This is a genomic window from Clostridium amylolyticum (assembly GCF_900142075.1).
Classification (GTDB): domain Bacteria; phylum Bacillota; class Clostridia; order Clostridiales; family Clostridiaceae; genus Clostridium_AA; species Clostridium_AA amylolyticum.
In genome coordinates, this window is sequence record NZ_FQZO01000002.1 from 23048 (window position 1) to 36405 (window position 13358).

General features: G+C 31.2%; 15 protein-coding genes. 5 read left to right on the forward strand and 10 right to left on the reverse strand.

All coding sequences use genetic code 11. The features are described from left to right. The first annotated feature begins 313 nt into the window (after positions 1-313). The 3 genes from BUA82_RS04690 (at position 314) to BUA82_RS04700 (ending at position 1577) form a co-directional block, all read left to right on the forward strand. Positions 314-955: a TetR/AcrR family transcriptional regulator gene (locus BUA82_RS04690; RefSeq protein ID WP_073005213.1), complete on the forward strand. Its 642-nt coding sequence runs from the start codon at positions 314-316 to the stop codon at positions 953-955. Between the two features lie 136 nt (positions 956-1091). Next, positions 1092-1280 (forward strand): hypothetical protein, encoded by a 189-nt coding sequence (locus BUA82_RS04695; protein WP_073005215.1) that lies wholly within the window; start codon positions 1092-1094, stop codon positions 1278-1280. Between the two features lie 15 nt (positions 1281-1295). Beyond that, the gene (locus BUA82_RS04700) at positions 1296-1577 is read left to right on the forward strand and encodes a hypothetical protein (RefSeq protein WP_073005217.1); all 282 of its coding nucleotides are present in this window, start codon (positions 1296-1298) and stop codon (positions 1575-1577) included. A 164-nt stretch (positions 1578-1741) separates the two neighbouring features. Here the strand turns inward: BUA82_RS04700 and BUA82_RS04705 are convergent, their stop codons facing one another. The 4 genes from BUA82_RS04705 to BUA82_RS04720 form a co-directional block, all read right to left on the reverse strand. Next, a complete protein-coding gene (locus BUA82_RS04705; RefSeq protein ID WP_073005219.1) occupies positions 1742-2359 on the reverse strand; it encodes a hypothetical protein in 618 nt (205 codons plus the stop codon). Positions 2360-2721: 362 nt separating this feature from the next. After that, on the reverse strand, positions 2722-3408 hold the full coding sequence (locus BUA82_RS04710) for a pseudouridine synthase (protein ID WP_073005221.1): 687 nt from the start codon (positions 3406-3408) through the stop codon (positions 2722-2724). A gap of 113 nt (positions 3409-3521) precedes the next feature. Further along, positions 3522-4241 (reverse strand): MerR family transcriptional regulator, encoded by a 720-nt coding sequence (locus BUA82_RS04715; RefSeq protein ID WP_073005223.1) that lies wholly within the window; start codon positions 4239-4241, stop codon positions 3522-3524. A 182-nt stretch (positions 4242-4423) separates the two neighbouring features. Continuing rightward, positions 4424-5101: a CPBP family intramembrane glutamic endopeptidase gene (locus BUA82_RS04720; RefSeq protein ID WP_083599787.1), complete on the reverse strand. Its 678-nt coding sequence runs from the start codon at positions 5099-5101 to the stop codon at positions 4424-4426. Between the two features lie 226 nt (positions 5102-5327). On the opposite strand from BUA82_RS04720, the gene BUA82_RS04725 reads away from it, so the two are divergent. Both BUA82_RS04725 and BUA82_RS04730 read left to right on the forward strand, forming a co-directional pair. After that, entirely contained in the window at positions 5328-6485 is a 1158-nt protein-coding gene (locus BUA82_RS04725; protein ID WP_143148572.1) for a 3D domain-containing protein, read from the forward strand. Positions 6486-6608: 123 nt separating this feature from the next. After that, positions 6609-8324 (forward strand): ABC transporter ATP-binding protein, encoded by a 1716-nt coding sequence (locus tag BUA82_RS04730; protein WP_073005226.1) that lies wholly within the window; start codon positions 6609-6611, stop codon positions 8322-8324. 77 nt (positions 8325-8401) lie between these two features. Here the strand turns inward: BUA82_RS04730 and BUA82_RS04735 are convergent, their stop codons facing one another. The 6 genes from BUA82_RS04735 to BUA82_RS04760 form a co-directional block, all read right to left on the reverse strand. Continuing rightward, positions 8402-9286 (reverse strand): AraC family transcriptional regulator, encoded by an 885-nt coding sequence (locus tag BUA82_RS04735; protein WP_073005228.1) that lies wholly within the window; start codon positions 9284-9286, stop codon positions 8402-8404. Positions 9287-9458: 172 nt separating this feature from the next. Next, on the reverse strand, positions 9459-10421 hold the full coding sequence (locus BUA82_RS04740; protein ID WP_073005229.1) for an amidohydrolase family protein: 963 nt from the start codon (positions 10419-10421) through the stop codon (positions 9459-9461). 28 nt (positions 10422-10449) lie between these two features. Beyond that, on the reverse strand, positions 10450-11103 hold the full coding sequence (locus BUA82_RS04745; protein WP_073005230.1) for a class I SAM-dependent methyltransferase: 654 nt from the start codon (positions 11101-11103) through the stop codon (positions 10450-10452). Between the two features lie 582 nt (positions 11104-11685). Then, a complete protein-coding gene (locus BUA82_RS04750; protein WP_073005231.1) occupies positions 11686-12624 on the reverse strand; it encodes an NAD-dependent epimerase/dehydratase family protein in 939 nt (312 codons plus the stop codon). A 14-nt stretch (positions 12625-12638) separates the two neighbouring features. Next, entirely contained in the window at positions 12639-12830 is a 192-nt protein-coding gene (locus tag BUA82_RS04755; RefSeq protein ID WP_073005232.1) for a DUF4177 domain-containing protein, read from the reverse strand. Between the two features lie 38 nt (positions 12831-12868). After that, positions 12869-13354, reverse strand: coding sequence for a GNAT family N-acetyltransferase (locus BUA82_RS04760; protein WP_073005233.1), 486 nt, complete (start codon positions 13352-13354; stop codon positions 12869-12871). Positions 13355-13358: the final 4 nt, after the last annotated feature.

Below are 13358 nucleotides of genomic sequence, written 5' to 3' on the forward strand. Positions count from 1 at the left end.
ATCAACCTCTCGAATTAGTATGGTAAAGGATACAAACCTTTGGCTCATCGCCCTCAGCTCCAAAAGTGGAAAGATTCAACTTTTCACCCATTCACACCACCCATGGGCTCTCTGAAGAAAGTTATAAATCGCAGCTTTTATCATGGCTATTTTTAATATATAAAATTATGAATCAATTATATCTAATCTTATACTAACTTTCAAGCTACTTCAATATATAATACATACACTATAAATCAAGTCATATTGACAAATAGAAAGAAAATTGTTATCATAAACATACCAACCGTATGTATTAAAAAGGAGGAGTTAAATGGCTAGAAATAAATATCCAGAAGTAACTATAAATCGTATTTTGGATACTTCCCTTAAACTTTTTATAGTGAAAGGATATGAGCAAACTACTATTCAAGATATAGTTGATAACTTAGGAGACCTTAGCAAAGGTGCTATTTATCATCATTTTAGTTCAAAAGAAGATATTTTTGATGCTGTTACTTCAAGAATGTATGAAGAACATAACCCCTTTGATAGTATAAAGGATGATAAATCATTAAATGGATTACAAAAACTGAAAAAAGTTTTTGTAAAGTCTATATCTAATAAAGAACAGCAACAGCTATATCGTTCATCACCAACCTTGATGAAAAATCCTAAATTTCTATCAGGACAGCTCAATCAATGTATTACCTTTTATGCTCCTTTATTACGGAAAGTCATAGAAGAAGGAATTAAAGATGGTTCTATCACCGTTGACAATTCAAAGGAATTATCTGAAGTGGTAATGCTTTTAATAAATGTATGGTTAAATCCTGCAGTATTTGCTGTTACAAAAGAACAATTTACCAGTAAAATCAGCTTTTTAAAAAAATTACTTGATAATATAGGATTACCAGTTATCGATACAGAGATCATGTTGGCACTTAATGGCTTTCGTGATGCAACATTTTCATAAAGGTTTTATAGCATTAAAATATTCTGCCATAAGAGGCAGCTTATTTTTACGGTTATACATACCAACGGTTGGTATATATAGTATAGTATGAATCACCGATTGCAATAGCCAAAGTAAATCACATGGAGGTGAAATAATGGAAAATATAAGCACTGGATTTATTGTTGGTACTTCTGTATCAATAATATTGTTAATTATAGGCATCATTATCCTGATTTATAGCAGAAACAAAATGGAGAAAAAGAGGTGGGCTTGGATACTGATTGTATTTGGAATTTGTGCTTTAATAAGTGGGGCGATAAATTCCGGGATTTTATTAAAATGATTTGGAGGTAATAGTATGCAAATTTACAATGAAAAACTAATGAAAGGAACAAAAAAATTATCCAAAGAAACTTTAAGTAAATCAATGGACACTGTAGATAAATTAACTCATCCATCAAAGAGAATATCAAGGATGGGTTCTATTGTTGGTGGAACCGTTGGTGCTGGACTTATTCTTATAGGCACAACCTGGTTGTTATCAGGACGTAGTATGAAGGGAATGGGGAGTTTAGTTGCTGGCATTGCAACAGTGGCTTCTAATTCTATAAATATGAAAAAGAATAAAAAAATAGACTGACAAGCAAATGACTTTATAAATTTAAGACATAATATAAGATAGGCACAATTAAACATTTTGCTCCTATCTTTTTTCCATAACGGCAGCATATGAGTTATTACTTATTGTAATTAAATGATCACTTTGCTAACAGTTTAGTGAGCAAAGTGATCACTTTTTAATAGTTAATTTTCAATTCTATTATTTCTCTTTTTCAATATAAATCTAAATAAAATCACTATAACTGCAAAAAGTAGTATAACTATAGAAAAAATTTCAGTGCTATTTAAATATGATTTTTCTTTATGATCTACCTCTCTTTCTGCAATTTGTACAGTAGTAGTTGTGGAAGAAGCAGTTAAATTTTTTTCATCTATTTTCTTTTGTGCTTCAGAATATTTTCCTTCATTAAGATATTTCTCGTACCTAACCACCATATCATGGCGCTCACTTAAAAGCCTTAGGGTTTTATAATCCAGAGAAGTACTTTTAAATATCCATAAATCATCAATTTTATTATCCTCTAACAATCTCACTACTATAGAATCTCCAACTTTAGGTTTATCCTCGGTACCATAATACTTATCAAACTTTTTAATTTGAATCTGCTTAGTTTCAATCCTTCCCATCATAATAGTAGAAGGCTCTATGCTGTAGGTATCATTTTTAGCACTGGTAATTTTTCCTATAAACAATGCATTCTGATTACCTAATAATATGCTCTCCGGAATATCCCCTGCATAAGCATTTACGCTAGTAAATAGTAACAGCATAAAAACAATAATAGAAATCTTTTTTCCCACGGAATCTCCTCCTATACATTTTATATGGTGCCAGTCACTTGACAAGTGACAATTAACACTTAAATCTTGGGAATATTATACATATTTAATATATATACGAATTTTCAAGTTATTAATTCACCATAAAAGAAGGCTAAGAACTAATAGTTGTAATATATTATGCTTATTTTCTGCGTAAAATTAATTTCTTATGGTACATTCAAATCAAGTTATTCTTAGCTTCAGATGGAGTTTGCTTGTAAGGAATACTTACTTCAGCTGAAGCTTAGAAGAACTTATCCAGGAGCTTAACGCCCATTATCCCACCACTTAAAGAAGCGGGAGTATTAGGGGCGTTAAGCTATCGGATAAAATATCTCCTTTTATTTTAAGTTGTGTTTTAATTCTATTAGCTCTTCCTCTGTAAGATTGCGCCATTTACCAATATCTATATCATTATTTTTTATATTAATAATTCTGATACGTTCTAAACGTATAACTTTATATCCAAGAACTTTGGCCATTCTACGAATTTGTTTATTAAGTCCCTGGGTTAGAATAATGCGAAAAGTGCCTTCACTAACTCTACTCATCTTACATGGTCTTGTCTTAACCCCACAAATTTCTACCCCTTGAGACATTCCTTTGATGAAAAAATCATCAAAAGGTTTATGGACAGTTACTATATATTCCTTCTCATTTTTACCTTCTGATGCCAAAATTTTATTTGCCAATTCGCCATCATTGGTCATTAGTATCAAACCTTGAGATGCTTTGTCTAATCTACCCACTGGAAAAATATATTCAGGATAATTCATATAATCAATTATATTACCTTGTACTTCCTTTGCTGCAGTACAAATAATCCCTACTGGTTTGTTCAATGCAATATAAACTTTATCCTTCACTGGAATAGGCTTATTATCAATAAGGATTATATCCTCCTCTTCTACCCACTGCCCCGGCTTACAAAGCCTTCCATTTACCATTACTCTATGTTCCTCAATAATTCTATTGGCCTCTCTTCTAGAGCAGAAACCACTATTGCTAAGAAGCTTGTTTATTCTCATGTTAACTTTTGTATCCTTTCCTTATTGGATTGCTTTACCTATGATAATTTATATTCTATAGAAATTTGTTTGTTTTAAATTTATTATAAGTTACTTGGTATAATGCTCATTTCTTAATCTGGAAAAGTTTCTTTAATCCATCCCTTATATGCACAATGTGGACATTTAAGATATTTCCCTTTTTTCCCACCGTTCAACGAAAGCATATCTCTCCAAAAGCTTATAGAGAACTTTTTATGACAGTTAGGACACAAGTAAGAATTAACTTGAGAATGATAATATATTAATCCTACTAGTAATATTATTGCTATGACATACATTAAAATGGGAGCAAATCCACCAAAGGAAACTGCCATTGGAAATCCACAAAATAATATAAGAACATAGCAAGCTAAGAATATATAGGTCATTATATCTGTTTTTCTATGGTTCTTTTTCTTCATTAGCAAATCATTCATATCTTCAATGCTTTTTATACTTACTTTTCCTGTTTCTTTTATTTGTTGCAATATTGCAGTTAATTGCTCTTTTTGCTGTGTCAAAGACTTAATTGCTTCATCAATTTTATTTTGTTGATTTAAAATTGTTTCATATAATAAGGTATAGGTATTTTCTGTTTCAGTTACTTTCTTGATTTCATCTAATGAAAATCCTAAAGCCTTATATAAGCAAATACATCGTAATTTTTCCAAATCCTCTTCTGTATAAATTCTCCTGCCACCTTCACTTAACTCAGATGGCTTTAGAATCTCTACCTTATCATAATATTGTACTGTTCTCACGCTTACATTACACAATTTTGCAAGCTCACCTGTAGTAAATGTTTGTTTCATTTTCATCACCTCAATATTATAATAGGACATTACGTAGGGTAACTAGCAATAGCTTACCTAGGGTGATTTTTATTATTTTCAAAATTAAATAATATTTGTTTCCCTTACTTCTATTATCTACTATGAATCTTACTATATATAATTTGCTTATATTTAAACCTCTTTATCCTGTAATTCCCCATTTATACATTTCCTAATATATTTGTAAAATAAGAAATACCATTATACAAAGAATGAGCTAAAATACAACAAAATATTGATCCAGTGTTTACATAAAGTATTCCTAATATAAGTCCGCATATTAAAGCAGATATAGTTTGTACCATGTTAAAATGCATTAACGCAAATAAAATAGATGATATTAAAACGGAAAAAATTACGCCATATCTATTTTGTAATCCTCCTAAAACATATCCTCTCATAAGTATTTCTTCAATTATTGGAGCTATAATGCAAACGTGAATGAAGCTGGCCGCGGGTGCTTGCCTTAAAGTATTTATGGCTTCTTTATAATTTTTTTCACTAGAAGGAAATATATTTTCTAAAACTGGATCTAATCCCTTATCCACAAAAAAGAAAAATAATATAGAACATCCTATGGCTAGAATAACTCCTCTTACAGAAATATTTTGAAATATACTAATATTAAATGAGGTCTTTTGAAATAGTACCATGATAAATATTATGTTTAAAACTATTAAAGTAATTAAATTCAGCCAAACAGATATCTTATTATTTAATTTTCTCCAAACCACAATATCAATAGCTGTGGCAAGGGTGAGAACTAAAAAATATGCAGCTGTAAGTAACACTGCATTTCCCAAACTAGCTTCATGATTGGTAACTATAAATGATTTCAAATTCTCCCTTCTTTCTGTGTATACTATAACTAATATTTATTTTTCATAATCTAACTTTTAATCTTCTGGTGTTATTGAGCCCCTCCTATAATTATATGATACTATAATAAGCTGGTGTTAACTTTCATTTAAGTAATGAATATGCTAGAATATTTTTATGGTTACTTTTGACATGATAACGCATAACTCATATGGCTGCCATTCTAATATGTAGGAGGATACAGTTTTGAAAAAGAGAATTTTCCTGTGGTTTACATTAATATTCTTTTTGAGTAATAGCCTTATGTGTATTACCAATGCCACACCAGAAGAAAATATAAAGCAAAGCACTACCCAAATTAAAATGTTGGACAAACAGCTTATGGACTTAAAAGAAACATTATCTGCTTTAAATGCAGAAATAGGAGAGCTAGATAATAAACTTAAGCAAAATAGAGAAGAAATTAATAAAACTGAAGATAAAATCAAAGAGATAGAACTTGAAATCTCTGATATTAAAAAGTCTCTAAAGACAAAACAAGTTGTTTTAGACAATAGGGTAAGAACCATATACAAGAGCAATTTTTATAGAAATTCTCTATTAATTATCCTAACCTCTAAGAGTTTCTCAGAGGCAATCTCTAATGCTAAAGCTGCTAATATGATAATATCTTTAGATAACAAATTAATAAGTGACATTAAGAGAAAAAATGAAGAGCTATTAACCAATGTTAATGAATTGAATAGTAAAAAGGATGAGTATAAGTCTCTGGAAAACTCTATGCAAAGTTCTCTTGAAGCTCTGAAATCAAAGAGAGAAACTCAACAATCCACCATAGATAAAATAAATGAGGAAAGACAAAAGGCATCTTCAATTATAAAAGATAATGAAGAATCATTGGTATCTCACTCAATTTCAATAATTAACTCTTCAACCCCCTCGGAAAGTTCTATTAGAAATGCTATATCTAACTTAAGATTATTATTACCGCAGATAAGCACCCCATCTGTAAGAGATTCTGTGGAAAATGCCATTAGTAAAGGCACAGAACTTCTAAGCACTATGAATAATAATAGTTCTATTAACTTTGATCGTGGTACTATACTGGCTAAGAAAACCTATGTAATGGAAGCCACTGCCTACTTTGATGGCTTAATCACTGCTTCTGGTTTAAAACCTGTAAGAAATCCCTCTGGGCTTAGCACCGTTGCTGTAGATCCTTCAGTTATACCTTTAGGTTCTAAGCTTTATATTGATGGTTATGGTTATGCCATAGCTGCCGATACAGGATCAGCAATAAAAAATTTAAAAATAGATTTATATATGAATTCATTAGCAGAATGCTACACTTTTGGACGAAGAAAAGTTTCAGTAAGCCTTCTTGCTTACCCCAACGAATGGTAAATGGCAGCCATACGAGTTATGAGTTGTTTATGCCTTTTATGCACGTAGATGCTGCAAAATATTTTCAGGCATATTTAATAAGTAATAACTCATATGGCTGCCATTAATAGAAAGGAGATTTTTATGTTTAAAAAATTTATTTCATTTTATAAACCCCATAAAAAGCTGTTTATTTTGGATATAACAGCAGCCTTTATAGTAGCTTTATGCGATTTATTTTATCCTATGATAACTAGAGGACTCATAAATGATATTATTCCCAATAATAACATCAGACTGCTTTTTATATGGGCAGGAGTATTATTTTTAATATATGTTATGAAGTATTTCCTAAACCACTTTGTGCAATATTGGGGACACATGGTAGGAGTAAGAATGCAGGCGGATATGAGAGAAAAGGTATTTAACCACCTTCAAACTCTTCCCAACTCTTTTTTTGATGAAAACAAAAATGGAGTAATAATGTCACGAATAGTAAATGACCTTATGGAAATATCAGAACTTGCTCACCACGGCCCTGAGGATTTATTTATTTCCTCAATAATGATTTTAGGCTCCTTTGCAATTTTATGTACTATAAATATTCCTCTAACCTTAATTACCTTTGCCTTTATACCAATTTTAGTTTGGTTTTCTCTTAAAAATAGAATTAAAATGGAAAAAGCCTTTATGGAAAGCAGAGTTACCATAGGAGAGCTCAATGCAGGTCTAGAAAATAGTATTGCTGGAGTAAGAGTATCCAAAGCCTTTACCAATAGTAAATTTGAATCTGCAAAATTTAAAGAGGACAACAAGAAATTTGTAGGTGCAAGACAAAATGCTTACAAATGTATGGCTGACTTTTTTTCTGGAATGTACTTTTTTATAGATGTATTAGATTTAATAGTGTTATTAGCTGGTGGATATTTTGTATATAAAAAGTATATTGACTTTGGTGACTTAGTTGCTTATCTTTTATATATTAAAATGTTTATGTCCCCTATTAGAAAGCTGATTTCTTTCGTAGAACAGTATCAATCAGGGGTTACAGGCTTTAAAAGATATTTAGAACTTATGGAAGTAGAACCTGAAAAAGATAAAGAAAACGCAGTGGTTCTAAACAATGTGGAAGGAAACATAGAGTTTAAAAACGTAGGATTTAAATATGATAAAAATAATCATATACTACAAGACATAAGCTTTAAAGTGAAAGCTGGACAAACCCTTGCTTTAGTAGGACCTTCTGGCGGCGGTAAGACCACTATTTGCAACTTAATACCTAGGTTTTATGAGATAGATGAAGGAGATATTCTAATAGATGGCAAAAGCGTCTATGATTTAAAAATAGAATCTTTAAGAAAAAACATAGGGGTAGTTCAGCAGGAAGTATTCCTATTTACAGGAACCATAAGAGATAACATATTATATGGTAATCCTAAGGCTTCCGAGAAAGAAATTATAACAGCAGCCAAGCTTGCTAATATCCATGACTTTATTGAAGGCTTGCCTAAGGGTTATGATACCTATATAGGAGAACGCGGGGTTAAACTATCTGGCGGTCAAAAGCAAAGATTGTCCATAGCGAGAGTTTTCTTAAAAAATCCTCCTATACTTATATTAGATGAGGCTACTTCAGCCCTAGATAATACCACAGAATATCTAATACAAAAATCCTTAGAAAAGCTATCTAAAGGAAGAACCACCATAGTGGTTGCTCATAGGCTATCCACCATAAAGAAAGCCGACGAAATAATGGTGCTTACAGATGAAGGAATACAGGAGAGAGGCACCCACGAAGAACTCCTTAGAGCAAAAGGTATATACAGTAACCTTAATAAACTAACAACCGCAGCCATGTAAGCTATTACTTATTGCATTAAATATACATTAAAAAACGAGGGGGTTAAGGAAACTCCCTCGTTTTTTGTTTCAACATTTTATTTGTCATTAGCTTTAACTACAGCAATCCACACTTCCTGCCTGTTATCCTGCATATAACTTTCTATAACGGGAAGGTCGTCCAGTTCATAGCCAGAATTGGGAAGCCACTCCGTATAAAACTTTTTATACACCTGTTGAACAGCATCTGGCAGTTCTCCATTTGCTTCGAATATAGCCCATGTAGCCTTGGGGAACTCAAAGGTACTCATACCCTCAAGTGGTTTAACCCTTTTGCATTGAGGATCATCAACATATCTAGTAACAGCTATATAATAGTCCATTTTCTCTGACTCTCCCCATTTCCCTCCTGCACTAATACCCAAAAAACCTGCTGGACGATAATCAGCTTGTGTAAATAAACCCATCAGCTGTTCCATAGCACCATCTTTCCATGCAGTATCCCAAATCTGTGGTATAAAACTAAAAGCTTCATTTGTTTTAATCCTATGCTTAAAACCTGACACTGTAAATGAAGGCCATTGTTCAATTTGATAATTCATATATGCTTCTCCTTTAATTGTTATTTGAAAAGAGATTTTTGGACAGGACTTCAATTTAACAATATCCTTTCGTGCTTTTGAAGGAAGAACACCATGAAAATTTTTAAAGGCTCTTGTAAAGGAATCCTGAGATTCATATCCATATTTCATGGCTATATCAATGATCTTTTCCTTACTATTTATAACATCAAAGGCTGCCATGGTAAGACGCCTGCTCCTAATATATTCAGACAAAGACTTATCTGCAATATAGGAAAACATGCGTTGAAAATTATACACCGAGCACCCTGCAATCTTTGAAATCTTTTCATAGGAAATTTCTTTATCAAGATTTTCTTCTATATAATCCACTGTACTGTTAATACGTTTAATCCAATCCATCATCTCACTCCTTAGGTTTATAATACAATTAAAGGATTCTAATTCCTCGACTTTCTATGCCGGATTTTATCGGATGATACAAAAAGTTGCCAGGCACGTAGCAAGTGACAAAATATTTTAATGCTCATAACATTTATAGCTGATACGTCCTGTATAAACCTAAACAATTATATTATTCATGATGTCCTCTACTTTCTAATCCATATAATCTAATTTGGTTTAACTCTGAAGCTGTAAACACTTTAACTTCATATAACCTCATATATTCTTTAGATACTTCGGAGTCAAATATGATAATATCATCTGAATTGATGGTAACCCTTACTCCATAATCATACAACTTCCTAATAGGATGCTTTTCTATACTTTCCACCCTGCTTAATAGTACATTGCTGGTAGGAGTTATATTTAACTGTATTTTATTATCTCTTAGCCAATTCATTACATGAGGTGAATTGGCAGCTGCTATTCCGTGCTGAACTTCATTAAGTTCTAATTCTTCCACTGCTTCTTTAACATCATCTGCAGTACCCCATTCACCAACATGTGCCTTCAAAAGCCAGCCTTTTTCCTTAGCTTTTTTATAAAGGGGTTTAAAATTCTTAATAGGCTGAGCAAACTCGTCACAATATAAATCTATGGAATAGAAGCAGTCTTGCATTAGAAATGGTTCCATCCACTCCTCTAAAAGCTTTATAGGACAGTGTCTTGATAATCCTACTTGAAATCTAAAATCCACCTGTGGACATATTTTTTTATGGGCACCTTTGTAATGAGCTATGAGTTTGCTTATATCCCCATTATAATAATTACCATTTCCCCAAACATCTTCTCCTACCTCTAAAACTACCACTCCATCATCCTTTGCTACTTGAAAGCATCCTTCCAATAATAAATTTCTGCCTTCAGCAGTTTCAAAATAACTATCTATATTTTTACTCATCCACTGATGCATTTCATCCATAGATTTTAATTTTTCTCCAAGCTTTGGAATATTTATACTACTATACTTTTTAATATATTCTCTTGAACAACCACTAGTACTATGATTATGCAAATCAGTTTTTGGTATTTTTTTTAGAAGTTCTTTATCGCTGTTTTCTAAAGCTTGTATAAATAATTCAGTATTACGCATAAGCTCACCTCCCTAACCTTTTATTTAATTAACTGGCTATAAAAATTGCCGACTTTTCTTTATGGAAAATAACATTTACATTATTAAAGCCAGCCTTCAATAATAGTGCTTTTTGAGTATCTACTGTAAATGGAATATCAATGTGGTAAAGTTCCTCCTTAAGAAATTTAAGTTTTTCATGATAATGTGATAAATACTCAGCTTCTTTTTCATCATCTACCACATAATCTCCCTCTATATAAATACCTATTTCTTTTTTCAAGCAAGCTTTGATCTTACTATATAATTGTCTCTTTACTTCATGAGTAAAATGGTGCATGGTCATGCTTGAAATCACATAGTCATATTTATTTTCAGAAAAACTAATATTAAGATAAGAACCATTTATTAACTTAATCTGGTTGGAAAAGCTGCTATATTTCTCTTTTAACAGCTCTAACATACTTTCTGACATATCAATGCCTGTGATATTTGCATTGGGACACTTTTTAAATATTTCCTTCAATTCTAACCCTGTGCCACATCCTAAATCTAGTACTTCTATTTTATCATTAGTAGAAATTATTTCCTTAGATAAACTTTTATAATAGCTATCAATATCTTGGAGCTTTAACATATGTTTCTCATATCCCTCTGCCCTATGGTTAAAAAATTCTGCCATTTTTTCAATATTTCTCTCCATTTTTATACCTCCTAAAAAACATTAATAAGTTATTTAACCTTCAATTAATTACTTTGGCATAAGCTCACCTCACTAACATAACAATAAAAGGCTATAAGTGAAATATAGTTCACTTATAGCCTTTAAGATATAATGTTATGCTCATATTTAACTATAATTATAGTTAAATAATTAATTATGAACATAAAAAAAGCCGTAGGTTAAGTACGGCATTTTCAGCATAACAAATATATAAAAACATATCTTAAAAATAAGATTATCCTATTATTTTTAAGAATAACATCTATAAAAGTTAAAAATGCAAAACTATTCCGTAACATTGCGCCTATCTAAAAGATTACACTACAAATAAAGCTGGATTATTTACAGCAAAAAACATCCTTTTAGATATCTTATTAAATTAATTATCTAGCAATGTTTAGAATAAGTTTTCTCATATATTGTTCCTCCTATAAATATTATACCTAAATCTTATATCTTATTCCTTTAATTGTCAAATTATATACTCAATCCAGAGTTATTTCACTTATAATTTATTCACTAACTATTGTAAAGGAAATAATCCAATCACCTATAATGCAACTATTTCATCATTAATCTATTCACTATCTCCATCATTCTAGTGTCCATAACTATTGGCTTGTTATCTATATACCATTTATAGGTTTTCCTCAAGCCTTCTCCCAAGGAAATCTTAGGTACATAAAGTCCATCTTCTATTAATTGTGTTATATCCAGCATGTAGGTTACATCTCTAAAAGGAAAATATGTCCTTGGCTCTAATTTTATGTCCCTTATATCTATTTTCTTTATAATAGGTTTTTTACCTACTGCTTCACCACATTTTGACAATAAAGTTTCCCAGGTAATAATCTCAGGATTTGTGACATTGTATACTTTACAGATGGTTTTGTTTTCTATAACACTTTCAAATACTCTAACCAAATCATCAATATGAATAAACTGGGTTCTGGTATTATTTCCAAAGGGTAAAGGAATAACTTTATTGTTGCTTATGCTATGAAAAAAATATGCTTCTCTATATAAATTGTTGTTTTCACCATAAATATATGTTGGTCTAAAAATAACATAAGGTACTCCATTACCTGTAATGAAATCTTCTGCCTCTTTTTTGTCCATGCCGTACTTTCCCCAATTAGGATTTTCACCTTTTGCAAATTCTTCTCCAATTAGTTCCTCACTTGGTTTATACACTGCTCCTGAAGAACAAAACACATATTTTTTCAATTTGCTAGTGTCAATTGAAGTTAAGAGAATTTCTACATCACTTTTGGTATATGCAGATATATCAAAAATAAAATCATATATTTTCCCTTTTAACACCTCTTGCATTTCATTTTTTAATTTTCTATTGCAAATTAAATGATTTTTAACTCCATCATAATCTATTGGTTTTAAACCTTTCGTAAGAATATCTACATCATATCCTTTACTAATAAGGTATTTCGCCAAAGAGCTGCTTACAAAAGTGGTTCCCCCCACAACTAAAATAGATTCCATTTTATTCTCCTCATTTAGCTTATTTCTTCTAATTTTCTTTCAAATATAATTTCAAAGTTCTTTGCTCTTCCTTCTAATGTATAATATAAAGGTATAATTTGAACAAGCCTCCATCCTTGCTCAGCATATTTATCGATTATCTCCCTATGGTTATCCCCTGTAAAAATCCCGCCCATAGAACACTCTACATATTTATACTCATACATATTTACCCCTCCATATAAAAACCCTATTGAAATTTTTTTCACTGTAAAATCATAACCCAAAATTCTACTTCTTTACCTTTTGATTCTACTACAAAGGACTTAACTTTTATAAAGCCTGCTCTCTCATATACTTTTATTGCAGGTTTATTAAAAGATGCTACTGTCAAACGAAACTTTTTAGCAGCTAACTGATTCCTGGCAAATTCTAAGCCATTGATTAAAAAACTTTTCCCTAAACCTTGTCTACATAGCTTAGGATTCATCCCCAACCCAATATCCACAATATCTAGTTCCCTATAAGCACCTAAGGGTTTACCTTTTGGAACTATAGCAGAATCACCAAAACAATAATATCCTATAAGATTATCTTCACTATCTGTGGCACAAAAATATTCACCGTTAAGGAATTCTTCTATATCTTCATAGCTTCCATCCATATTATAAAATGATAATTCTCCTTCATAAATCCATTTTGCAACTTCCTTTGCTTTATTATAATTCATCTGCTCTATTTTTGATTTCATCATT

Coding starts and splice junctions, on each gene's coding strand:
- BUA82_RS04700 (WP_073005217.1), top strand. CDS start 1,296: ATGCAAATTTACAATGAAAAACTAATGAAAGGAACAAAAAAATTATCC.
- BUA82_RS04745 (WP_073005230.1), bottom strand. CDS start 11,103: ATGGAGAGAAATATTGAAAAAATGGCAGAATTTTTTAACCATAGGGCA.
- BUA82_RS04695 (WP_073005215.1), top strand. CDS start 1,092: ATGGAAAATATAAGCACTGGATTTATTGTTGGTACTTCTGTATCAATA.
- BUA82_RS04715 (WP_073005223.1), bottom strand. CDS start 4,241: ATGAAACAAACATTTACTACAGGTGAGCTTGCAAAATTGTGTAATGTA.
- BUA82_RS04760 (WP_073005233.1), bottom strand. CDS start 13,354: ATGAAATCAAAAATAGAGCAGATGAATTATAATAAAGCAAAGGAAGTT.
- BUA82_RS04750 (WP_073005231.1), bottom strand. CDS start 12,624: ATGGAATCTATTTTAGTTGTGGGGGGAACCACTTTTGTAAGCAGCTCT.
- BUA82_RS04710 (WP_073005221.1), bottom strand. CDS start 3,408: ATGAGAATAAACAAGCTTCTTAGCAATAGTGGTTTCTGCTCTAGAAGA.
- BUA82_RS04730 (WP_073005226.1), top strand. CDS start 6,609: ATGTTTAAAAAATTTATTTCATTTTATAAACCCCATAAAAAGCTGTTT.
- BUA82_RS04755 (WP_073005232.1), bottom strand. CDS start 12,830: ATGTATGAGTATAAATATGTAGAGTGTTCTATGGGCGGGATTTTTACA.
- BUA82_RS04690 (WP_073005213.1), top strand. CDS start 314: ATGGCTAGAAATAAATATCCAGAAGTAACTATAAATCGTATTTTGGAT.
- BUA82_RS04740 (WP_073005229.1), bottom strand. CDS start 10,421: ATGCGTAATACTGAATTATTTATACAAGCTTTAGAAAACAGCGATAAA.
- BUA82_RS04735 (WP_073005228.1), bottom strand. CDS start 9,286: ATGGATTGGATTAAACGTATTAACAGTACAGTGGATTATATAGAAGAA.